Genomic DNA, 22744 nt, shown 5'->3' with positions numbered 1-22744 from the left:
ACGATCCGTTACAAGCCCTCGTGACCCATGACGAGGTGAGTTGCCTCTGGGGTGGATGTTGACGATTCGTTACGGGTTCGTGTCAAACGACCCACTGTGGATGCGATCCGGAGCACATAGGCGTCCCGCGGATTCATCGGATCTCGTCCGGTGACCTCGGCAATCCGTTTGAGGCGATAGCGAACGGTATTTGGATGAACGTACAGCTGACGGGCACACGTCTCGACAGCGCCACCGCAATCCAGATAGGCATCGAGAGTGTCCGCCAGCGACGAACCCGCCGCGGCCAACGGTAGGACAACATACTCGTTCAACGCGTCTATCGCACCTCGATCGCCGAGCAATGCGCGTTCGGGCAACAGTTCCGTTGCGTGCACCGGTCGAGGCGCACCCCGCCAGCCCACCACGGCCTCCATGCCTGCCAGGGCTTCCACCGCACTCGCATGCGCGGCACCAAGGGTTCGGGTGGTCGGGCCGATCACCACCGGCCCGTCGGAGAACACCTCGGCGAGCAGGTCCGCAAGGAACGGCGATATATAAGAGCTTTCGCCGAGATTGCCACTGACCACCATCACCAACCGCGAGCCCTGGACAACGGCGAGCGCCGCACGACTATGCCGTGCGGCGATGGTGTGCACCGACCCGACCATGCCGACACCCTGATCTCCCGGCGGAGTCCCGACCAGCACGGTCGCGGGCGCGGTCGCGTCCCAGTTCAATGTCGCGGCCCGCGACAGCATGTCCGGGCCGGTATCGCCGCGCACGACGGCGTCGACGACCAGCGCCTCGAGGCGGGTGTCCCACGCGCCGCGGGATTCCGCGGCGCTCGCGTACACCGAGGCGGCGGCGAACCCGAGCTCACGCCCGTACCGCAACACCGCCTCGGTGAGCGCGACGAGCTGCCGGTCGTTGCGCGCGAGCGCGGGCAGCCACTGTTCGAAGAACTCCATGGCCACGCGGACCATGTCCACGGTCTGGCGCAGCGTCAGCCGCCGCGCCAGATCCTGTGGAATCACTTGGAAGGCATCCAGACTGAACCTGATGTCGCTGTCGGGATCCTGCAGCCACTCCAGGAAGTTCACCACCGCGGTCTGCACCAGCATCTGGACGCCGGCGCGCTGCGCGGCATCCAGATCGGCGAAGAACGGCAACCGATCCTGCATCGACCCCACCGCCTCGGTGGAGAGTCGACCGGAGAACTGCTTCACACGTTTGAGCAACGTGTCGGGTAGCGGATCTCGGGTTTGCCGGTTCGGGGATAGCGCGCCGGTCGGCAGATACACCTCGTGCTCGGAGGAGCCTTCGGAGATCCGTCGCGGCCGCGGCGGTTTACGGTCCACCATCCAATCGTCCGCTACTCGCCGTCTCCGTCGCCGCTTGCCACCGACTTCGGCGCGGCGTCCACATCATCGATGCGGTATTTCGCGGCCGCTTCGGTCAGCTTGGCGGCATCGATCTTCCCCGCTCGGACGAGTCCGGCCAGCGCCGCGACCACGATGGACTGCGCGTCCACATTGAACACACGGCGCGCGGCGGGCCTGGTGTCGGAGAAACCGAAACCATCGGTGCCGAGGGTGGTGAAGTCACCGGGCACCCACTGCCGAACCTGATCCGGCACCGCACGCATCCAGTCCGTCGCGGCAATGATCGGACCCTCGGCCGCCGAGAGCGCCTGCGTGACGTACGGGACGCCGACATCGGTGCCCGGGTTGCGCAGCTTCGCGATTTCCTTGCCGAGCGCCTCCTTGCGGAGTTCGCCCCACGACGTCACCGACCAGACATCGGCCTGCACACCCCACTCCTCGGCGAGCAGCGCCTGCGCACGCAAACCGTCCGGCACGGTGACGCCGGAGACGAGGATCTGGGCGCGCACATCGCCCGCCGCACCACGCTTGTACAGGTAAATACCCTTGAGCAGGCCCGGGATATCGAGGTCGTCGGGCTCCGCGGGCTGCTGGTAGGGCTCGTTGTACAGGGTGATGTAGTAGAAGATGTCTTCGCCGCCGAAGCCGCCGTTCGGCTGCCCGCCGTGCGAAACGGCGCCCGGCACCGCGCCCGGCCCGGCCTGCGGCGTCCCGCCGCCGTACATCCGGCGCAGGCCGTCGCGCACGATATGCGCGAGCTCGAACGAGAACGCGGGATCGTAGGTGACAACGGCCGGATTGGTCGAGGCCAACAGCAGCGAGTGGCCGTCGTTGTGCTGCAGACCCTCACCGGTCAACGTGGTTCGCCCGGCGGTTGCTCCGAGCACGAATCCACGCGCCAATTGGTCCGCCGCCGCCCACAGACTGTCGCCGGTGCGCTGGAAGCCGAACATCGAGTAGAAGATGTACAGCGGGATCATCGGCTCGCCGTGGGTCGCGTACGAGGTGCCCGCCGCAGTGAACGACGCGGTCGATCCGGCCTCGTTGATGCCCTCGTGCAAGATCTGCCCGACGGAGCTCTCTTTGTAGGCAAGCATCAATTCCGCGTCGACCGATGTGTACAACTGGCCGTTGCGGTTGTAGATCTTCAACGAAGGGAACCACGAGTCCATACCGAAGGTGCGGGCCTCGTCGGGGATGATCGGCACGATTCGCTTGCCGATCTCCTTGTCCCGCAACAGCTCCTTCATGAGCCGAACCAGCGCCATGGTGGTAGCCACGTTCTGCTTGCCGGAACCCTTGCGGACCGACTTGTACGCCTCGTCGCCAGGAAGTTGCAGGGGCTTTGCCGCAGTGCGCCGCTCGGGCAGGAAGCCGCCGAGCGCCTTGCGCCGGTCCAGCATGTACTGGATCTCGCGCGCCTCCATGCCCGGGTGGTAGTACGGGGGCAGGTACGGATCCTTCTCCAGCTCGGCGTCGCTGATCGGAATCCGCTGCAGGTCACGGAAATCCTTGAGGTCCTGCAGGGTCAGCTTCTTCATCTGGTGGGTAGCGTTGCGGCCCTCGAAGTGCTTGCCGAGGGTGTAGCCCTTGATGGTCTTGGCCAGGATCACCGTCGGCTGGCCCTTGTGCGCCATCGCGGCGGCATAGGCGGCATAGACCTTGCGGTAGTCGTGACCGCCGCGCTTGAGGTTCCAGATGCTTTCGTCGGACATGTCCTGGACCAGCGCCTTCGTCCGCGGGTCGCGGCCGAAGAAGTGATCGCGGACGTAGGCGCCGTCGTTGGCCTTGTAGGTCTGGAAGTCGCCGTCGGGCGTGGTGTTCATCAGGTTCACCAGCGCACCGTCGCGGTCGGCGCCGAGCAGCGCGTCCCACTCACGGCCCCAGACCACCTTGATGACGTTCCAGCCCGCGCCGCGGAAGAACGACTCGAGTTCCTGAATGATCTTGCCGTTGCCGCGCACCGGCCCGTCGAGGCGCTGCAGGTTGCAGTTGACGACGAAGGTCAGATTGTCCAGGCCCTCCATGGCCGCGACCTGCGCGAGGCCGCGCGACTCCGGCTCGTCCATCTCGCCGTCGCCGAGGAACGCCCACACATGCTGATCGGAGGTGTCCTTGATGCCGCGATCGTTCAGGTAGTGATTGAACCGAGCCTGGTAGATGGCGTTCATCGGGCCGAGACCCATGGACACCGTCGGGAACTCCCAGAAGTCGTTCAGCAACCGGGGATGCGGGTACGACGGCAGGCCGTGGCCCGGTCCGCCGTGGCTGTATTCCTGCCGGAAGCCGTCCATCCGATCGGTGCTGAGCCTGCCCTCGAGGAAGGCGCGGGCGTAGATGCCCGGGGAGGCGTGACCCTGGATAAAGATCGAGTCGCCGCCGCCGGGATGGTCCTTGCCGCGGAAGAAGTGGTTGAAGCCGACCTCGTAGAGCGCCGCCGAGGACGCGTAGGTCGAAATATGGCCGCCGACACCGATTCCCGGGCGTTGCGCGCGATGCACCATGATCGCTGCATTCCAGCGGATCCAGGCACGGTAGCGTCGCTCCACCTCTTCGTCGCCGGGGAACCACGGCTCGTTCTCGGTGGGAATCGTGTTGACGTAGTCGGTCGAGGTCAAGGCGGGGATGGCGACCCGACGCTCACCGGCGCGTTCCAACAGCCGGAGCATCAGATAACGCGCGCGGCCCGGACCTTCCCGGTCGAGCATCTCATCGAACGATTCGAGCCATTCGGAGGTCTCCTCCGGGTCGATGTCCGGTAGGTAGGACGCCACCCCTTCGCGGATCACCCGGACACGGCCGCCTGCCGGCGCGGCAGGCGATCCGTGCGGATCGCGGCCTAGGACAGGGGCGGTCTCGGAGTTCGGCACAGCGGATTTCGCTGCAGCGGAAGAGTGGATCAGGTCGGTCAAATCTGCTCCTCGTACAGGGGGTGGACATGTTTGGCGTCGGTTTCCCCGGGCAGGCACGCATGGTTGGCGGACCGCCCGCTTCACGAAAGTTTCGGGCGCACCTCCATCCTTGCGGATGATGTGTCCCAGGTCATCATGTCAGCAGCAAATCCAGTACCGTTCTGCAGGGAACGTGAGTCGAGACCGCCGTAGTACAACCGAAGCGGGGAGGACGATGAAGGTGCTGGACCCACGCGGGTTCGGATTGGTGTGCGCGACCTTGGCGGTCGTGGCCGGATTGACGATCGCGGGATGCGCGAATCGGGTAGATGGAGTTGCGAATCCGAACGCTGCAGACCTAGCGGAATACAAGACCGCAGCGGCCTCCTCTTCGGCCGCGGCCACCTCCTCGCGCAAGGCTGCGGCGCAAACGCAGGCGATCAACGACAACTGCGGGCAATTCCCCAGCACCACCGGTGTCGGCGTCTCGAAGTACAACGACTTCATCAACGCACACGACTCCAACGCGCCCGACTACGCGAGCAGGCGCGATACCGCCGCATCGACCCTCGACGAGGCCGCCGAACGGGTCGAGTCCGGAGTGAGCACCGCGGGCGACTCGCTGCCGTCGGACCTTGCCGCAAAGTTCACCGAATACGTCGCCGCCGCACGGCTACTTGCCTCCGAGAGCCGCAAGATGACCTACACCGCACCGGTCGGACCGCTCAACGACGCGAGCAGACGGGTCAACGACGCACGCAACGCCGTCCGCGAGGCTTGCCCGAAACGCTGAATCGGACAGGAAAACCGGCTCGCAACGATCTTGTCACACGACATTCGACGAGTATTTCGTCCGATCAGCTTGCGCTCGAGCCGATAACCATGTTCGCTTGCAACTACCTATTGTCTGGAGTTGAGGAGGACACCACCGTGGTCGCCGCGGCGGACGCGCAGAACTACGCTCAGAAGCTTGGCATTATTCACGGCATGGTTGTCCAGGAACTGGGCTGGGACGAGGACACCAACGACGACCTGCGAGCCGAGATCGAAGAAACCATCGGCAGCGAGCTGCTCGACGATGACTCCGATGAGGTCATGGACGTCGTGTTGCTGTGGTGGCGCGACGGTGACGGGGATCTAGTGGATGCCTTGATGGAAGTCACCGGGCAGTTGTCGGATGACGGATTCGTCTGGGTACTCACCCCGAAGACCGGAAATTCGGGGCACGTCGATCCCAGTGAGATCGCCGAATCCGCACCGCCCGCGGGCTTCACGCAAACCTCGGCAATCAGTCTCGGGGATTGGGCAGGCAGCCGCCTGGTGCAGCCGAAAGCGCCCTCGAAGCAGCGCTGACCGGTCTTTCGCTATGGTTTCGCCGGGCGGCCTTCGTGCCGCCCGGCGCAAGCCCGACTCGATGGAGGATTCGCGATGCCACTTGAGGTTGGCCCACTCGAGGTCGGCTCTGTCGCGCCGGATTTCACGCTGAAGGACCAGAACAACCAGCAAGTCAAACTGTCGGACTTCCGCGGCAAGAAGAATGTGCTCATCGTCTTCTACCCGCTGGCCTTCACCGGGATCTGCCAGGGCGAGCTGTGCAAGGTCCGCGACGAGCTACCGAAGTTCCAGAACGACGACGCCGAGATCCTCGCGATCTCCGTCGGCCCCCCACCCACCCACAAGATCTGGGCGGCCGAGCAGGGTTATGTCTTCCCTCTGCTGTCCGACTTCTGGCCACATGGCGCCGTAGCCCAGAACTACGGCGTCTTCAACGAGAAGTCCGGCTACTCCAACCGCGGCACCTTCGTCGTCGACAAGGACGGAATCATCCGATTCGCCGAAATGAACGGCCCCGGAGAGCCCCGTGACCAGGCGGCTTGGGAGAAAGCGCTCGCCGCGCTAGATTCATAATCCGTTGCCGCCGGATCTCCGGCGAGCACCGGGCGTATAGCTCAGCGGTAGAGCACTGGTTTTACACACCAGCGGTCGGGGGTTCGATCCCCTCTGCGCCCACAGACGAACAGCAAGATAGACCCCACTTTCGTGGGGCAACGTACGCTCATCTGATTAGTGGCATCGGGCATACGTGGGGCAGGCAGTCCAGCTCCGGATATAAGCGCACATGCGGCTACCGTGCGATGGCAGAGCGAGACCCTGGGATCGCGTGTTGCTCAGCTGCGGCGAGGTGCAACTCCAGGTACCCGGAGTGCAGCTATGGAACTGAACCGACCCACGGCGACGGTGGCAGAAGTCCGGCGACTCGTTCGCTGGGCCTCCGGGCCTCGGGTCGATGCCTTGTTGATCGCCATCCGACCACACTGTGCACGGAATACGCCAGGAAGAACTTCCGCGTGCGTCCACACCCGCAACGATGATCAGTGCGGTTTGTGTACGCACACGCATAGTTGTGAACCGATCGGCTTGCGGCCGAACCGCGCCACGACAACCGCCGGTCAACCGAAGATGTGGGCGCGTAAGCCCGCTGCCGGGGCATGACCTCGATGCTTTGCGAAACGGGTGGCAGCGGGCAGCAGGATCCGCCGCTGCACACCGAGCGGAATTCCCGCCGCGAATGTCACCGAACCCGGTGTGCCCAGCATCATCAGCAGATGCGGCAGGTGAAGTTCCTGCTGCGAGTTCACCTTTCCGTCCCGCAGCGCCTGCCCGAGGGTTCTGGCGAACGACAGTAACCACACCGGTCCCGGCGTGTAGAGGCTGCGGACGACGATGGGCGCGTCGGTATCGTTGTACGGATCGGTGTGGGGCACACCGGGTTCGATGATCATGTCGTCGCCGGGCGACAGCGTGCGGGTACGTCCGCCATTCCGATAGCGGGCCTGCGCGCCGGCGAGCAGGAACGAACGCTGGACGACGCCGGTGTGGACGTGCGCCGGCGCGCGTCCGGTTCCCGGCGGCAGTACCCGGGTCATGCCCAGATACTGCCGTCCGGCGACGAAGAACCAGGGATGAATCTCGAGCCGCGCGCCGCCCCCGCCCGCATAGATCTCGAAGATCGGCAGATCCCGCCGCAGGTCACCGTCACTGGTCATGACGCTCCGGCACCGGATCGATCTCGGGTTCCGGCACCGTCATCCGGCGGGGATGACGAACCGTCTTGTGCGGAAACCTGGACTGGACATGTGACTCGGCGGCCGAGCCGGTGTCGACGTAGACGTACTCCGGTTTCCGCATCAGGGGCGCCACCACGTCGCGAGCGTGACCGTCCGGGTCGGTGAGGAAGTTGCCGAGCACGTCGGTACCAGCCGGGCACACCGCGACACAGTATCCGGCGCGGAACTGTGGTTGGAACGACAGACTCTGCCACACGGACAAGGTCTCGCTGGGTGTTACCCGCCGCCGGTAGTCGGCCGCGTCCGCGCTGTCCACCACCTCCTCGACCCAGCCCGCGAAGTTGGACAGCTCGTGATGATTGTTGTGCGTGTAGCAGGCGTCGAAGTCGAATCCCCCGTCGGCATGGATCGCGCCGACCGGGCAGGTGGTCACGCACAACCCGCAGTCGATGCACGGATTCGACAGGACCGGTTGCGAGTACCGGGAGACCGGCCGGTCGATCAGAATCGTGCCCAGCACGATGAAGGTCCCGAATTTCGGGTGAATGACGTTGCGGTGCAACCCCATCTGTCCCAGCCCAGCGGCCACCGCCACCAGCTTGTGCGAGACCACCCAGCTCCGGTTGGGGAATCGGTGGATCTCGGCCGGGAATCCGGATGCCGGATACAGCGCGCGCACGCCGCGGCGCTGCAGTTCCAGGCAGATGTGCCGGGCGGCTTCGTGCGCCAACTCCTGGGTGGTGGCGACATCGCGGTTGGCGGCGCTTGCCGATCTGCTCTGCAGGTTGTCGCGACTGGTTCGCAGGCAGAATCCGATCAGGGTACAGGTGCCCGGCAGTGCCTCGAGGACGTAGTCACGTTCGCCCTCGAGGCCGGGCGTCGCCAGTGCCGTGAATCCGACGTCGTCGACGCCGGCGGCAAGGCATATCTCGCGCAGCCAGTCGGCGTCGAGGTCCGCGGGCTCACCGGCGGGCACCTGCTCGGCTCGGGCCCGCGCGGCCGCGACGGTCGGATGCGGCCGCTCGCGCGAGCCCCGCTCGACCGGGACGTGCAGCGGATTCCACAACCGCTCGGCGTCGTTCATTTCGGCTCCGGCGCTGCATCGATGCCATCGGGCGGCATGATCCCGGTATCCACGTGGCGCACCGTCTTCTGCTTGTACATCTTGCGCGCGTGGGCTTCCGCGTTCGATCCGGCGCTGACGTAGACGTTCTCGGGTTTGCGCTGTACCGGGCGCAGCACCAGCTGCAGGTGGCCCTTGCGGTCGGCCAGATACGGCCCGATCACGTCCTCACCGGCCGGGCACACCGCGACGCAGTAGCCGGAACGATACTGGCGGCGTGACTGCATGGTGGTTTCGCCCGGGCTCATGCGCTGGCCGTAATCATCGGCGTCGGCGCTGTCGGCCATGGTTTCGACCCAGTCGGCGAAGTTGTTCACGAACTGGTTGTAGGTGTGGGTGTAGCAACTGTTGAAGTCGAAACTGCCGTCGGTGTGTATCGCGCCCACCGGGCACGCGGCCACGCACAGATTGCAGCCCAGGCACGGATTCCAGTCCAGCGGCCGGGAATACGGCGCGATCCGCGCGTCGGTCAGCACGGTGCCGAGCCCGATGAAGCTGCCGAACTTCGGATGGATCACGCAGCGATGAATTCCCATGTGGCCCAACCCCGCAGCCACCGCCACCGGCTTGTGCGACACCGTCCAGCCGCGGCTCGGCAGTCGGTGCGCTTCGACGGGAAACGTCACCGACGGGTACATCGCACGAAATCCACGGTCCTGCAACCCGATACTGATCTTGTGGCCGATCCGATCGAGCACCGGTATCGCGGTGTCGATCTCGGTATTGACCATGCTGGCCGCCCGGCTGCGAAAGTTGTCCCGCGCCAGCCGCACACACACCGCGATCAGCGAGCGGGTGCTCGGAAGCGCTTCGCGCACATAGTCGACCTCCCCCTCCAGGCCAGGCGTGTCCAGTGCCACGAAGCCGACGTCGTCAGCTCCGGCGTCCAGGCACACCTGCCGCAGTTCGGCCGCATCCAATATTCCAGGCATGTCATACCTCCCAGAGATACAGACACCGTCTGGCACGAAAAATCATCGGTGGGGCCCGAGATCATCGGTGGAGCTCCCCACCGACGGCGCGCATCGGCTCATCCAGTTTGCCGATGGCAGGCGCTGCGTCGAATCGTCGAGCAGCACCGCCATGTGGTGGGCCAGCGAATCCCAGCGCCGTTTGTAGGTGAATTCCTACACCGCCCAGTGGTCTCCTAGTACTTCAGCCCGACTTCGTGATCGCTGGTGTTGGTCGGCTGGCTGACGGTGGGGTGGTGACTGCATGATCATGTAGTCGGCGTACGGATCAATTCATGCCTCTACCAGCAGGTTGGCAGCATTTGAGTGGCGTGCTCTTCGCCGCGAATTGGCGACGAAATCTTGGCACCGGACAGCGGAACAGGGGTTCAGCCGACCAAGAGTTTCACCACCGGATTGGGGCCCAGGTCGGTGACGTATACGTTGCCCGCCGTGTCGACCGCCACACCCTGGGGATTCTTCAGGCCGGTGAACGGCAGCGGGGTCGGCGTCGACGCGCCCGCCGCCAACCTCACCACCCATTTGCTACCCCAGTCGACGACGTACAAGTCTCCCGCCGCGTCGACCGCCACACCCTGGGGATCTTTGAGCCCAGTGACCGGCAACGTGGTCGGCGCCGACGCGCCCGCCGCCAACATCAGCACCCGCTCGGTACTCAATTCGGTGACGTATACGTTGCCCGCAGCGTCGACCGCCACCCCCTGGGGATCTTGGAGTCCCGTGAACGGCAGCGTCGTCGGCGCCGACGCGCCCACCGCCAACCTCAGCACCCGATCATTACCCCGGTCGCCGACGTACACGTTGCCTGCATCGTCGACCGCCACACCCTGGGGATCTTTGAGCCCGGTGAACGGCAGCAGGGTCGGCGTCGATGCGCCCGCCGCCAATTTCACCACCCGATCGTTACTCGTGTCGGTGACGTAAACGTTGCCCGCAGTGTCGATCGCCACACCCTGGGGATTATTCAGGCCGGTGAACGGCAGCGGGATCGGCGTCGACGCGCCCGCCGCCAATTTCACCACCCGATCGTTACCCATGTCGCTGACGTATACGTTGCCCGCCGTGTCGACAGACACATCGGTGGGCAGGCTCACGCCGGTAAACGGCAGCGGAGTCTGTGACGAGTAGCCCGAGCCGATAGGTGCGGGCGAGTTGCCACCGCCGCCTGATTCCCGTTGGACACCGATGACGACAGCTACGGCGGCCACCACCGTAACCGCGACCGCGGCAGCGAGCAGCCAGGCGGCCTTGGGCGACAATCTGATTCGCCGCCCATGACGCGCGGCCACGCCCTCGGTGGTGCTGACCGCGGAATCGCCCACCGCGGCGGAGGCCGCCGCGGCCAGCTCGCGCACGGTCTGGTAACGATCGTCGGGGTTTTTGGCCATTCCCTTGGCGATGACCGCATCGAACGCGGTCGGTACATCGGGTGTAGTGGTGCTGGGACGCGGCGGCGGGGTGTGCAGGTGATGGGCCATCACACCCTGTATCCCCATTGCGCTCGCAAACGGCGGCCGGCCGGTCAGGCACTCATACAGCACGCACGCCAACGCGTACACGTCCACTCGGGCATCGGCCTTGACCTCCGAGCTGATCTCCTCCGGCGCCATGTAGGCGATGGTGCCGATGGTCTCGCCGATCGTGGTCATCGTACGGTCGTCGGCGGCGTGGGCGATCCCGAAGTCGATCAGGGAGGCGAACTCATTGGCCCCTAGCAGGATGTTGGTGGGTTTGACATCGCGGTGGACCAGCCCTACGTCGTGGGCCGCCTGCAGCGCACCGGCCACCTGTGCGACGATCGCCACTGCCCGCCGCGGCGACAAGGCCCCTTCTTCCGTGATCACCTTGCGCAGGTCGGTGCCCTCGATCAAGCGCATATTCAGGTAGAGCCGACCGTCGATGTCGCCGAAGTCGTGGATGGGGATCACATGCGGCTCGGTCAACTGCGCCACCGCCCGGCACTCCCGGCGGAACCGTTCGCGCAGCTGCTCGTCATCGGCGAAGCGCTCGGGCAACACCTTGAGCGCCACCACCCGGTTGGTCAGCGAATCCTGCGCCCGCCACACCTGGCCCATGCCGCCCTGCCCCAGCAGCGACAGAAGCCGATAGCGTCCGAACGCCTCCGCTGGCCCCCAAGTGCCGTCCCCGCCACTCACTGCCGTGTCATCCATTGTGCCGTCCTGTGACCACCTGACTGGCAAACGGTGTACTTGCTTGCATTCCAACCCCCGCCCGAGCGGGTAGCCCCACACTAGTTGATTCGGCCAGGCCAGACAGTCGAAAGTCGGCGCTATCGTCGGCCCGCGAATTTCCCAGCCATGCTTGTGCCGGCAGGTACGCCGCCGGACACTGCCCCGCCACCGGTGTGAGTGTGCGGATCGTGCCCAGAAATCCGTCAGCAAACCTGTCGCAAGTTCAGCGTACCTCTGAGCTATACGACAAACTTCGTGAGCTTTTTCGCAAGCAAGGCGCGTTCCCGTTCGTTTCCGCAGAGTCGGATGGCGAGTTCGAGTTCGGCACGTGCCTCGCCGCTGCGGCCCAATCGCGTGAGCAGCTCGCCGCGAACGCTCGGCAACAGGTGCGAATTCGCCAGGGCTGCGGAGGTTTTGAGCTCGTCGACAATGCGGAGGGCGGCCGAGGGGCCCTGTGCCATAGACACCGCGACCGCGCGATTGAGGTCGACCACCGGGGAGGGGGCAAGGCGGCCCAGGGCCTCGTATAGGAGCACGATGCGGTCCCAGTCGGTGGTGTCGACGGATGCGGCGACGGCATGGCATTCGGCGATCGCGGCCTGCAGGCCGTAAGTGCCGAGGCCGCGGCCGACCCGGGTAGCCCGGTCCAGGGCGGCGCGCCCACGGCGAATCGCCGGGCGGTCCCAGCGGCGGCGGTTCTGGTGCTCCAGCAGAATCGGCTGCCCGTCGAAGTCGGCGCGGGCCGGGAAGCGTGCAGCGGTGAGCTCGAGCAGCGCCAGCAGCCCGTGCACCTCGGGTTCGGCCGGCATCAACCGGGCCAGCACCCGGGCCAGCCGCTGCGCCTCACCGGCCAGATCGAATCGGATCAGATCCTCACCCGAGGTGGCGGACGATCCTTCGGTGAAGATCACGTAGATGACGCTGAGCACCGACCCGAGGCGTTCATTGCGCTCCTGCGCGGACGGCACGGCGAACGGAACGCGAGCCGCTGCAAGAGTTTTCTTCGCCCGCGTGATCCGGGCCTGCACGGTGGCCGTAGGCGCCAGAAACGCCTTGGCGATCTCGTCGCTGGACAGGCCGCCGACCACCCGCAGCGTGAGCGCGATCCGGGCCTCGCGCGAAAGCACGGGATGGCACGCGATGAAGATGAGCGCGAGCACGTCATCGTCGACCTGATCGGGATCCCACGGTGTCTGCGCACGCGCGGATTCCGCGGGCGGGCCACCGGCGGCGACCCCGCCCTCGCCCAGATCGCGGGCGAGGGCGGAGTACCGGTCATCGAGCGCGGCACGTCGGCGAAACGCGTCGATAGCCCGTCGCCGCCCGACAGTGAGCAGCCACCCGGCCCGATTACGCGGCACGCCATCCCGTGGCCAGTTCACCAGCGCCTCGGCCAATGCCTCCTGCGCAAGGTCCTCGGCCAGCGCGAAATCTCCGGTGTAGCGCGCGAGCGCCCCGACAATCCGCGCGGACTCGATCCGCCACACGGCGGCAACGGCCTCACGACCCGTGGAATCGGCCATTCGCTCAGCGACTCACAACTGTCCGGTGGCTTCGCGCCATGCTCGTTCCTTCTGAATCCATTCGTTGTCCTGCGGGAATTCGTCGATCGTGGTGACCCGGCGAATTTCGGTCTTGAATCCCGGCCCGAACGACGGGGCCCGCCTGGCCCATTCGATGGCCTCCTCCTTGGAGGCCACGTTCAGAATGTAGAACCCGCCGAAGAGCTCCTTGGTCTCCCCGTACGGTCCGTCCGTGACGACCGGCGGCTCCGACGAATAGTCCACCACCACGCCCTCTTCCGGCCCGACCAGCCCTTCGGCCGCGACCAGCACCCCGGCCCGGATCATCTCGTCGTTGTACCGCCCGACGGTCTCGAGCAGCTTCTCGAAGTCGACGCCCTCCATGGCCGCATTGCCCTCATCGGTGGCCCGCCAGATCAGCATGTACTTCACTGTCATCCTCCCTTTCCGGGTCGCCTACCGACCCTCTCACTCCAAGGTCGAACAGCGAACGCGACAGATCGACACGGCCCGAAAGAATCTTCGCGGCCGGGCGGGTTTTACGACTGCTCACCCGCGTGATCATCCGTCATGGACCGGACGGACCGACCCCTCGCCGACGCCAAGGCCGTCCCGCTTGATCACGGTGGTACGGAGCTTCGTCAGCGTGTCACCAATCGGAATCACTCGCTTCTCGTGGTCTTTCGGAGGCTTCACGCGGCGCGCAGCCTTGTCCCATGCCCATTCGATCGAGATCGTCTTCCGCTCTAGGTCGATGTGCTCCTTGTGTAAGTCCTGGGCCTCGCCCATTTTCATTCCGGTACCGATCAACACGTCGATGATCAGCCGGTCGGCCGCTTCGAGGGGTTCGTGCAAGGCGGCGTATTCCTCGGTCTCGAGGAATACCTCGCGGCGCGGACCGAGTTCACGAAAGCACAGAGGCCCGGTCGAAACCGCGGTCAGCGACTGTCGTTTCCGCGGTGACACTGGTCAGAATCTGACGAAATCGGCCATCCGGCTGACCCGTCCAGCCTTCGGTATCGGTCGCGCCGATTTCACGGCGTTCAATTCCAGCAGGTCGCACTCGCGGCCACCGGATGATTCCGCTGGAAGGAAACGACAATGACCGAGTATGTGACGCTCGAACACGGGCAGCTCGCCTGCGATGTGGTCGGTGACGGACCGCTCGTGGTGCTGTCACACGGCATGGGCACCGTGCGGCACGACTTCCGCCACCTCGTCGGCCCCCTGGCCGACGCGGGCTACCGGGTGGTCAACGTGGACATGCGCGGGCACGGCGAATCGAGCCTCGACTGGCCGTCGGTGACCGGAAAAGCGGCCATCAGCCGCACCGATGTAGCGCAGGACCTGCTGGGCGTCATCCGACACTTCGGCGGCCCGGCGGTGATCGTCGGGCACTCGCTGTCGGGCGGCTCGGCAACGATCGCCGCGGCGCAGGCCCCGGAGCTGGTGACCGCGATCGTCGAGATCGACCCCTTCACCCTCACCCAGAGCATGCACGCCGGAGCCCTGCTCACCAGCCGCCGATACCGCCGCGGCATGGTCCGCCTCGCCCTCACCTCGATGATCAATTCGCTGCCCTGGTGGCGGCGATATCTGGACATCGCCTATCCGACCAAGCCTGCCGACTACGACCGCTACCTCGCCGACCTCGAGAACATCCTGCGGCAGCCCGAGCGCTGGGCGGAATTCATGAAAACCGGACAGACCACCCCCGCGGACGCGCACGCACGGTTGACGGACGTCCGCTGCCCCGCGCTGGTGATCATGGGTTCGGCGGACCCGGATTTCGCCGATCCCGAGGCCGAGGCGAACGCGATCGTGGCCGCTATGCCGGACGGTGTGGGCCGGGTCGTGATGGTCGACAACGGTGGGCACTATCCGCACGCCCAGTTCTCGGATCGTGTTGCCGCAGTGCTCATCCCGTTCCTCGATCAGCACGCGGTGCGCGGCAAGAGCGCCGGGGCCGGGCGCGTCGGCTGATGTGGCCGCCCGGGCGGGCCTCCCGACCCCCACTGTGCGCGGCGATATTCCCGCTGCATGCGGCGATGTGGGAGCCCGACTGCCGCCACGGTCACGCACTGATCGTGGCGGCCACCTGTCCCGACTGCGATGATGACGGCATGCCCGCACCGCGCACCATCGTTTTCGTCGCCTACGAGGGCATGCAGCTGGTCGAATTGGCCGGGCCGATGGATGTTTTCGGGTTCGTCAACGCGGTCGCCGAGAAGACGGTGTACCGGCTCGTGACGGCCACGCCGCAGGGCCGGTCGATCAAGACCGACGGCGGTCTGACCATCGCGGTCGAACACTCGCTGCATGACCTGGCCGCCTCCCCTGACGAGATCGACACCCTGATGGTCGTCGGCGGCTGGATCTCCGGGCCGGTATCCGCGGAAGTGGTCCGCGAATTACCCGCCCTGGCCCGCAAATCCCGCCGAGTGACCTCGGTGTGCTCCGGCTCGCTGCTGCTCGCCGCCGCGGGCCTGCTGGACGGCTACCGAGCCACCACCCACTGGGGTACGACCGATCGACTGGCCCGCACCTACCCTCGCGTCACCGTCGAGCCCGACCGCATCTACGTCCACGATCGCAACCGCTGGACCTCCGCGGGCGTCGCCGCCGGCATCGACCTCGCCCTGGCCCTCGTCGAGGACGATCACGGCCGCGAAATGGCCCAGCAGATCGCCCGCGCCTTCGTCGTCTTCACCCGCCGCTCCGGCGGCCAAGCCCAATTCAGCGCCCAACTGCGCGCCCAGCCAGCCCGCACCCCTGCCATCCGCGCCGTCCAGCATTGGCTCCCCGACCATCTCGACGACGACCTGGCAGTCGCTACTCTGGCTGAGCGCGCCGACATGAGCGAACGCAATTTCGCCCGCGCCTTCCGAGCCGAAACCGGCAGCACTCCAGCCGCATTCGTCGAAGACCTCCGCATCGAAGCGGCCCGCCGCCTCCTGGAATCCACCGAACTCACCATCACCGCCATCGCCCGCGCGGTCGGCTACCGCCACGGTGAAACCCTCCACCGAGTCTTCACCCGCCGCCTCTTCACCACCCCCGAGCGCTACCGCCAGCACTTCGCCACCGGCGCAAGCCTCGCCGAAGACCGCCCATGAGCCCGATGCACAACAGCTGATCCTTCGGCGACCCGTCGCACTCCTCGTCGAGTTGTCCTAGCGCTTACTGCGGTGTCTCCCTGAGACGACGGCTGCTGGTAGCGCGACGATAGCCGTGCTCGAATGCCGACCGTCTCAACGGCGTCCGGTTCAGCGCCGGGAACCCGGCATCGTGCAACTGGATCATTGCCGAGAGCGGGCTATCGAATAAGCATCTGACATGCGATGATCGGATACCCAAGTTTCCGATCGCACTCGAGGAGTCCCACGATCGAGCGCTACGAGATCGAAACGTTCCTGACATTGGCCGAGGAGTTGCACTTCCGACGGACCTCCGAACGGCTCGGGCTGTCGACGGGGCGGGTCAGCCAGACGATCAAGAAGTTGGAGCGCCGCGTCGGCGTGCCACTGTTCGACCGCACCAGCCGCCAAGTCGTTCTCACCGCTACCGGACGACGACTCCGTGATGACCTGCGCCCTGCCTACCAGAGCGTCCAACTGGCGATCGCGCGGGCAATCGAATTCGGTCGTGGAATCACGGGCACACTCCGCGTCGGGTACTCCACACCATGGGTAGCCGACCTGCTCGGTCTCGCCGCCGAAGCCTTCCAGCGTCGCAATCCCGACTGCGAGATCAAAGTCCACGAAATACAGCTCGGAAATCCACTCGGCCCGCTCCGATCGGGCGACCTCGACCTACAGATCAGCGAATTCCCCATCGACGAGCCGGACCTCACGGTCGGCCCCGTAATCTTCTCCGAACCACGTGCGCTCATGGTTCCGGCGCAGCATCCGTTCGCACGTCGGGACACCGTGTCGCTGGAGGATCTCGCGGACGCCCCGCTGGTGTCCATCCACGGCGATATCCCCGCGTATTGGCTGGACTTCCACCTCCCCACACACACCCCGTCAGGCCGGCCGATCCCGCAGGGACCGACCGCCACCTACTGGACGGAAGTACCTTCCCACGTCGCGGCGGGCCGCGGCGTCTCCCCCGTGGCTGTGCGAGGCCTTCGGTACCACGCTCGCCCCGGCATCACATTCGTTCCGTTCCGTGACGCTCCGCCCATCGAATACGGCCTGATCTGGCCGACGATCGGGGACTCGGCCCTGGTGTGCGCGTTCATTCAGACGCTACTCGAGATAGCTGCGGCACAACGTATCGACGCGCTGGTCTCTACGCGTAGCGCGAGCAATCGAGTCGACGATACGTGCGGCGCGCACTGCCTCCGTAACGTCGGACATTCGACCGAACCGGTCGCCTGATACTCCCGCCCTCAGTCGGCTTGCTCTTGTTTGTGCCCGGACCATTTTTCTTCGATACGGCCATAGCGCCAGACGAGCAGCGCCACCCCCCAGGTCAGGACGAACAGGCCAACGATGACGAACCCGACGCTGTTGAGGTTCAGCCCGCCGATCCAGTCCCAGAGTCCGCCGATCCATCCGAGTTGGTCCACGAGCAGGCCGAGCAATTCGATAGTCCCGATGATCAAGGCAACCACCACCGACAGGACGGTGATGGTGATGTTGTAGTAGACCTTGCGAACAGGTTCGGACAACGCCCACCCGTAAGCGAAGTTCATGAACGAGCCGTCGATGGTGTCGAACAGGCTCATTCCTGCGGCGAAAAGGATTGGCAGACACAGGATTGCATACCAGGGCAGTCCAGCGGCTGCGCTGGTGCCTGCCAGGACCAGGAGCGCGACCTCGGTGGCGGTGTCGAAGCCTAGGCCGAACAGCACTCCGACCGGGTACATCTGCCACGGCTTGGTAATCGATTTCATCAACCCGCCGAAGAACCGGTTCATGAATCCGCGTTTTTCGAGCTGCTCTTCGAGTGCCGCTTCGTCATAGCCGCCTGCGCGCATCGCGCGAAACACCCGCAGAATCCCGACCAGGACCGTGAGGTTGATGATCGCGATGAGGTAGAGGAAGGTGCCCGACACGGTGGTGCCGATCAAGCCGGTGTAGTGGTGCAGCACCGACGAGTCGTCCTGTACCGGGCCGACGATTGCCTTCACTCCGACAGCGAGCAGCAGCGCCAACGCGAACACGACGGTGGAGTGGCCGAGAGAGAAGAACAACCCGACCGACAATGGCCGCTGCCCGTCGTTCATCAGTTTGCGGGTCGTATTGTCGATTGCCGAGATGTGGTCGGCGTCGAAGGCGTGTCGCAGACCGAGGGTGTAGGCGGTCACGCCGACACCGATGCCGATGCCGAGTGTCTGGTCGCCGAGATCGAAGTGTTGCGGGGCAACGAACGTCACCAAGGTGCCCCAGCCGATCACGTGTAAGGCCGCGATCAGTGCCACCATCGCGGCGACGCGGATCCATTCGCGTCGAGTCAGCGAGGCGCGAATTGTGATGCAGCGAGACGCTTTTCGGTCGATTGCCGGGGCCGCCATGGCATGTTCCTTTCGGTCAACGCGCCGGACTGGGCTCGGCGGACCGGCGGATCGGTTGCAGGGTCGGCGCGGGTTCGATGGTCAGGAAGTCGGCGATCAGCGGGTAGACCTGGGCCGGTTTCTCCACCACAAGCAGGTGCGAGGCGCGGGGCACGACGGCCAATTCGGAGTCCGGAATCGCGCGGTAGAGCGCGATGGTGTGTTCGAGTGTCACCGCGTCGTCGTCTGCGGTGATCACCAGGGTGGGGCTGGCGATGTGCGTCAGTTGCTGCTCGGTCAAGGTCGGCTCCTCGGCCATCATCCGCAGCAGTTTGTCCACTACGACCGGGAAGTGCTCCTCGCCGTCAGGGGACACCTCGCCGTATCTCGGTCCGAGCCGCTGCACCAATCCACCGGTCATGAACCCGTCCAGCAAGCCGGGTGTCATGCCGTCATAGTGGAAATTGCCGCTGATCAACACCAGTTTGCGCACGAGGTCGGGTCTGCGGATCGCGACCAGCATCGCCACGATCGCGCCGTCGCTGTAGCCGACCAGGTGGGCCGAGGCACCGACCACCTGATCCAGGAACGCGATGGTGTCCGACGCCATCAGGTCGTAGGAGATCGGGCCGGGAAGGTCGGGCGTCCGGCCGTGCCCTCGGCGATCCGCTGTGAATACCCGCAATCGGTCGGTGAGCATGGCAACCGCGGGTCCGAAGGAGCGCGAGTCGACAAAACCACCGTGCAACAGCAGCACCGGCTCGCCGTCTCCATGAACGTCGTACCAGGTGCGAACGTCGCCGGGCTGGAAGTAGGGCATTGCGTCCTTCGTATCGTGCGAGTCGGGTTTCGAGGTTCGTGTTGGTGTGCGGTCAATCGACGGTGAGGACGATCTTTCCCGCAATGCGTCCACTGTGGCTGAGTTCGTGTGCCTCGGCGGCCAGTTCGAGGGGCAAGACCGTATCGATCTGTGGACGCAGACGGCCGGTTTCGACCAGCGCGGCGATCTCCAGCATTCCGGCCCGGTCGGCTTCGACGATCATGAATGCGGCGCGCAGGCCGAGCGGGCGCGCCTCGTCGGCCAGATAGGACTCGGACGGCGCGGCCAGGGAGACGAGCAGACCGCCGGCGCACAGGGTCGTCAGGGAACGCGGACCGTACTCGCCACCGATCGTGTCGAGGACAACGTCGATGTCGTGGGCGACGGTGCTGAAGTCGACCTGGACGTAGTCGATGACCTCGTCGGCGCCGAGTCCGCGCACGAAGTCGTGTTTGACGGAGCGGGCGGTGCCGATCACGTAGGCGCCACGCGCCTTCGCGATCTGAACGGCCAGGTGTCCGACACCGCCCGCCGCGGCGTGGATCAGCACCCGCTGGCCGGGCCGGACGTCGGCGGTGTCCACCAGCGCCTGCCACGCGGTGAGCGCGGCCAGGGGCAAAGCGGCGGCCTCGGTATGCGACATTCGCGACGGCTTGCGGACCAGGTGCCGTGCGGGGGATGTCACGTACTGCGCGTAGGTGCCCGCCGGTTGTGGGTGCCGTGGCAGACCGAACACCTCATCACCTGGCGCGAAGATGGTGACGCCAGGTCCGACGGCTTCGACGACGCCGGATACGTCCCAGCCCAGCCTGACCGGTGTCTGCCCGCCCGCCAGTCCGCCGCTGGCTCGATGCCACGAGTCGGTCGGGTTGACCCCGATCGCGCTCACTCGAACGAGCACCTCGGCGGGCCCGGGCTCGGGCCGCCGCACCTCGATGACCTTCAAGACCTCAGGTCCACCGAAGGTGTCCTGCGCGATAGCGCGCATGTTCATTTTCTCCATTTCCCCATACCGGGTCGCCGAGGGCGGCGGTTGGTCGATCAGACGGGCAGATTGTGCTGCTGCGGTGCGAGATCGGGTTGCGCTGTACTGGTGGGGATCTGCTTGCCGAGGTTGATGAAGAACAGAATCAGACCGATGGTGAGCACAATGTGTCCGAGCCCGGCAAGGCCGGAGATCGCGGCGCTGGTCTCGGCGCCGACGACGGTTTGGATACCGTGGGTGGTCATTATCGCGACGGTCAGTGCGAGACCCGCGTTGTAGACCCAGAAGAACCAGTCGAACAATTTGCTGGTGCTCAGGGTGAACGCTTTCTCCAATGCCAGCACGATGAGATGGAACAGCATCCCGAGGGCGAGCAGGTGGGTGTGCGCCAGACCGAGTTGGGAGTTGCCGGTGAAATCGTGCAACTTGGTGAACTCGCGGTAGAACAAGCCGCTGATCACACCGATGATCATGTAGGTGTGCGCCGCATAGTAGATCTTCTTCAAGATGGCCTTCGTTGAGTCAGGGTTTCCGGGTGGGCGGGCCGCCCGCGTGCGATCGGCCCGCCCTTTGTCGTTCAGGATCTGGCGTCGTTCCAGGTCGTGCTGTTGCCGAAGTAGGTGTCATAGATCTCTTGGACATCCAGCAGGGTTTCGGGCGGAACCTTCCCGTAGGCGATGCGCTCGAGGTGCCGGAAATACTCGAACCGTTCGACCCCGGGGGTGATGATGATGAGAATGTCGGCGTCGTGTCCCGGCGCCGCGGCGAATGCGTGCGCGAGGCCGGGCGGCACGACGACCACATCGCCGCGTTCGGCGGTCACCACCTGGTCGCCGGACAGCACCTGAGCTGTGCCGTCGAGCATGTAGAACAGCTCCGCCGAGCGCGAATGATGGTGCGGGCCCGCACCATTCGCACCATCCCGCAGCGTGACCCGATGCGTGGACAGTGCGCCGCCGGTCGAGCTGCTGTCGGCAAGCAGGCGGATGGTAATGGGGGCCTGGCCGATTACTTCGGCGTCGTCGGAACGCACGATGGTGGACTCGGCGAATTCCGGCACGTTCAGTGACATGTGGGTGACTCCTTCGACAAATGGTTCTCGGTTCAGGCTGCTCGGTCGGCGGTACGCCGGAAACGCAACAGTGCCAATGCGAAGCCGCCGAGCGCACCGACGTTCACAATCGCGCGGGCGATGTTCCAGGCCACCCACGGTCCCTCGAACTGCGCACGCACCGCGGCCAGATCGGCGATCTGAGCCGGGTCACCCGCAGCAGCCAACTTGTCGTTGAGCGGAACGTTGGCGCCGCTGGTGATCCCGAACATCACCACGTAGCAGACGAACCCGGCGATGGCCCAGTACCGAACCGCCGGATCATCCGACCGCCAGTTCGTCACCACAGCGGCCAACCCCGCAACCAGCCCACCCATGAACAAGGTCATGAACAACGGGTTCACAATGACCACGTTGATGTTCTGCATGACCTCGACGAAGGCGGTATCGCTGCTGCGGCGCAAGCCGGGCATCACGGAGTAGGCGAACCCGGCGAACAGCCCTGCCGTCAGACCGGCCAACACCGTTGCCAGGACCAGCGTGGCCGCTCGGGCCGTCCTCACTGTGCGGCCCCGGCACCGATAAGCCGTGCGGCGGCTGCCTTTTCGTGGCCGGTCCGCAGCACGCGCTGCTCACGGAGCAATAGGCCACCGGTAAGCGCGACCAGCACCGCGGTGAGGCCGTGCACGCTCAGAGCGGTCGAGGTCGACCCGTGGTAGCGCAGCACCGTCAGCATGTCGGCGAACGGGGTCAGCGCGATGACCAGGGTCGCCAGGCCCAGCGCGAACCGCTGTCGAGCGGCAAGTAGGGCGAGGATGATCAGTCCCTCCGTGATATCGCGAATGCCCTTGATATTCAAGAAGGCGACCGCGTCACCGTGTGGCCACTCGGGGAGCCCGAATTGCGGGGCCATGGACGCCGGCGTGACCAGATAGCTGATGCCGACGTAGATGATGAACGCGGCGCCGACCAGCGAAAGGGTGGTGGCGATGCGGGAGAGATTCAACTTTGGTGCTCCAGAATGTCGATCGTCGAGCTGGCGATGCCGGGGTTGGGGTGCGCCCCGACGTCATTGAGCGCTGTCCTGCCAGATCCCGGTGGCGGCCGCTGTATCGGCGTAGTCGGTGAAGTCGCGCGGTGGCCGTCGATCCACATCCCGGCTTCCGGTCTTGCCTGTGTCACCGAGCACAAGGACGCTTTTGGTTTTCTCGGACATCGCTTCTCATCTCTCGTCTCACTGGAAAACTGCGTCTCCA

At 65.5% G+C, this 22744-nt stretch carries 23 protein-coding genes and 1 tRNA gene; 7 read left to right on the top strand and 17 right to left on the bottom strand.

Annotation, left to right across the window (positions count from 1 at the left end; all coding sequences use genetic code 11):
• Positions 1-8 precede the first annotated feature (8 nt).
• Complete coding sequence (locus OHQ90_RS15395; RefSeq protein WP_328411123.1) at positions 9-1343, bottom strand: PucR family transcriptional regulator; 1335 nt, start codon at positions 1341-1343, stop codon at positions 9-11.
• Between the two features lie 11 nt (positions 1344-1354).
• On the bottom strand, positions 1355-4276 hold the full coding sequence (aceE, locus tag OHQ90_RS15390; protein WP_442941404.1) for a pyruvate dehydrogenase (acetyl-transferring), homodimeric type: 2922 nt from the start codon (positions 4274-4276) through the stop codon (positions 1355-1357).
• Between the two features lie 214 nt (positions 4277-4490).
• Between aceE and OHQ90_RS15385 the strand changes: the two genes are divergently transcribed.
• The 4 genes from OHQ90_RS15385 to OHQ90_RS15370 all read left to right on the top strand — a co-directional run bounded on the left by OHQ90_RS15385 (position 4491) and on the right by OHQ90_RS15370 (position 6265).
• Entirely contained in the window at positions 4491-5048 is a 558-nt protein-coding gene (locus OHQ90_RS15385) for a hypothetical protein (protein ID WP_328411121.1), read from the top strand.
• A gap of 137 nt (positions 5049-5185) precedes the next feature.
• A complete protein-coding gene (locus tag OHQ90_RS15380) occupies positions 5186-5608 on the top strand; it encodes a DUF3052 domain-containing protein (protein ID WP_328412851.1) in 423 nt (140 codons plus the stop codon).
• 75 nt (positions 5609-5683) lie between these two features.
• Positions 5684-6163, top strand: a complete 480-nt coding sequence (locus tag OHQ90_RS15375; RefSeq protein ID WP_328411119.1) for a peroxiredoxin — start codon at positions 5684-5686, stop codon at positions 6161-6163.
• 30 nt (positions 6164-6193) lie between these two features.
• Positions 6194-6265, top strand: a tRNA-Val gene (locus OHQ90_RS15370).
• A 440-nt stretch (positions 6266-6705) separates the two neighbouring features.
• Here the strand turns inward: OHQ90_RS15370 and OHQ90_RS15365 are convergent.
• From OHQ90_RS15365 to OHQ90_RS15335, 7 genes are all read right to left on the bottom strand, one after another.
• Positions 6706-7302 carry a cupin domain-containing protein gene (locus OHQ90_RS15365; RefSeq protein WP_328411118.1) on the bottom strand — a complete coding sequence of 199 codons (597 nt, stop codon included), beginning with the start codon at positions 7300-7302 and terminating at the stop codon, positions 6706-6708.
• Positions 7292-8407: a 4Fe-4S binding protein gene (locus tag OHQ90_RS15360; protein WP_328411117.1), complete on the bottom strand. Its 1116-nt coding sequence runs from the start codon at positions 8405-8407 to the stop codon at positions 7292-7294. The genes OHQ90_RS15365 and OHQ90_RS15360 overlap by 11 nt, the downstream gene beginning before the upstream one ends.
• The gene (locus OHQ90_RS15355; protein WP_328411115.1) at positions 8404-9378 is read right to left on the bottom strand and encodes a 4Fe-4S binding protein; all 975 of its coding nucleotides are present in this window, start codon (positions 9376-9378) and stop codon (positions 8404-8406) included. Before OHQ90_RS15355 ends, OHQ90_RS15360 begins: the two co-directional genes overlap by 4 nt.
• A gap of 407 nt (positions 9379-9785) precedes the next feature.
• On the bottom strand, positions 9786-11588 hold the full coding sequence (locus OHQ90_RS15350) for a serine/threonine-protein kinase PknD (protein ID WP_328411113.1): 1803 nt from the start codon (positions 11586-11588) through the stop codon (positions 9786-9788).
• A gap of 260 nt (positions 11589-11848) precedes the next feature.
• Entirely contained in the window at positions 11849-13132 is a 1284-nt protein-coding gene (locus OHQ90_RS15345; RefSeq protein ID WP_328411111.1) for an RNA polymerase sigma factor, read from the bottom strand.
• A 12-nt stretch (positions 13133-13144) separates the two neighbouring features.
• Positions 13145-13564: a YciI family protein gene (locus OHQ90_RS15340; RefSeq protein ID WP_328412849.1), complete on the bottom strand. Its 420-nt coding sequence runs from the start codon at positions 13562-13564 to the stop codon at positions 13145-13147.
• 129 nt (positions 13565-13693) lie between these two features.
• Positions 13694-13987, bottom strand: coding sequence for a tyrosine-type recombinase/integrase (locus OHQ90_RS15335; protein ID WP_328411110.1), 294 nt, complete (start codon positions 13985-13987; stop codon positions 13694-13696).
• Positions 13988-14233: 246 nt separating this feature from the next.
• On the opposite strand from OHQ90_RS15335, the gene OHQ90_RS15330 reads away from it, so the two are divergent.
• The 3 genes from OHQ90_RS15330 to OHQ90_RS15320 all read left to right on the top strand — a co-directional run bounded on the left by OHQ90_RS15330 (position 14234) and on the right by OHQ90_RS15320 (position 17514).
• The gene (locus tag OHQ90_RS15330) at positions 14234-15115 is read left to right on the top strand and encodes an alpha/beta fold hydrolase (protein WP_328411108.1); all 882 of its coding nucleotides are present in this window, start codon (positions 14234-14236) and stop codon (positions 15113-15115) included.
• A 140-nt stretch (positions 15116-15255) separates the two neighbouring features.
• On the top strand, positions 15256-16248 hold the full coding sequence (locus tag OHQ90_RS15325; protein ID WP_328411106.1) for a GlxA family transcriptional regulator: 993 nt from the start codon (positions 15256-15258) through the stop codon (positions 16246-16248).
• 303 nt (positions 16249-16551) lie between these two features.
• Positions 16552-17514, top strand: coding sequence for a LysR family transcriptional regulator (locus OHQ90_RS15320; protein ID WP_328411104.1), 963 nt, complete (start codon positions 16552-16554; stop codon positions 17512-17514).
• Positions 17515-17525: 11 nt separating this feature from the next.
• Here the strand turns inward: OHQ90_RS15320 and OHQ90_RS15315 are convergent, their stop codons facing one another.
• The 8 genes from OHQ90_RS15315 to OHQ90_RS15280 form a co-directional block, all read right to left on the bottom strand.
• Entirely contained in the window at positions 17526-18653 is a 1128-nt protein-coding gene (locus OHQ90_RS15315; protein ID WP_328411102.1) for a HoxN/HupN/NixA family nickel/cobalt transporter, read from the bottom strand.
• 16 nt (positions 18654-18669) lie between these two features.
• Positions 18670-19452: an alpha/beta fold hydrolase gene (locus tag OHQ90_RS15310; protein ID WP_328411100.1), complete on the bottom strand. Its 783-nt coding sequence runs from the start codon at positions 19450-19452 to the stop codon at positions 18670-18672.
• Between the two features lie 52 nt (positions 19453-19504).
• A complete protein-coding gene (locus OHQ90_RS15305) occupies positions 19505-20446 on the bottom strand; it encodes an NADP-dependent oxidoreductase (RefSeq protein ID WP_328411098.1) in 942 nt (313 codons plus the stop codon).
• Between the two features lie 47 nt (positions 20447-20493).
• A complete protein-coding gene (locus tag OHQ90_RS15300) occupies positions 20494-20943 on the bottom strand; it encodes a DUF2871 domain-containing protein (RefSeq protein WP_328411097.1) in 450 nt (149 codons plus the stop codon).
• Positions 20944-21014: 71 nt separating this feature from the next.
• The gene (locus OHQ90_RS15295; protein WP_328411096.1) at positions 21015-21509 is read right to left on the bottom strand and encodes a cupin domain-containing protein; all 495 of its coding nucleotides are present in this window, start codon (positions 21507-21509) and stop codon (positions 21015-21017) included.
• Between the two features lie 32 nt (positions 21510-21541).
• On the bottom strand, positions 21542-22051 hold the full coding sequence (locus tag OHQ90_RS15290) for an anthrone oxygenase family protein (RefSeq protein ID WP_328411094.1): 510 nt from the start codon (positions 22049-22051) through the stop codon (positions 21542-21544).
• A complete protein-coding gene (locus tag OHQ90_RS15285; RefSeq protein WP_328411092.1) occupies positions 22048-22494 on the bottom strand; it encodes a DUF4267 domain-containing protein in 447 nt (148 codons plus the stop codon). Before OHQ90_RS15285 ends, OHQ90_RS15290 begins: the two co-directional genes overlap by 4 nt.
• A gap of 63 nt (positions 22495-22557) precedes the next feature.
• Entirely contained in the window at positions 22558-22704 is a 147-nt protein-coding gene (locus tag OHQ90_RS15280; protein ID WP_328411090.1) for a hypothetical protein, read from the bottom strand.
• Between the last annotated feature and the right edge of the window lie 40 nt (positions 22705-22744).

The sequence above is a fragment of the Nocardia sp. NBC_00403 genome, from assembly GCF_036046055.1.
Classification (GTDB): Bacteria; Actinomycetota; Actinomycetes; order Mycobacteriales; family Mycobacteriaceae; genus Nocardia.
This window is presented reverse-complemented; position numbering and strand designations above follow the sequence as displayed.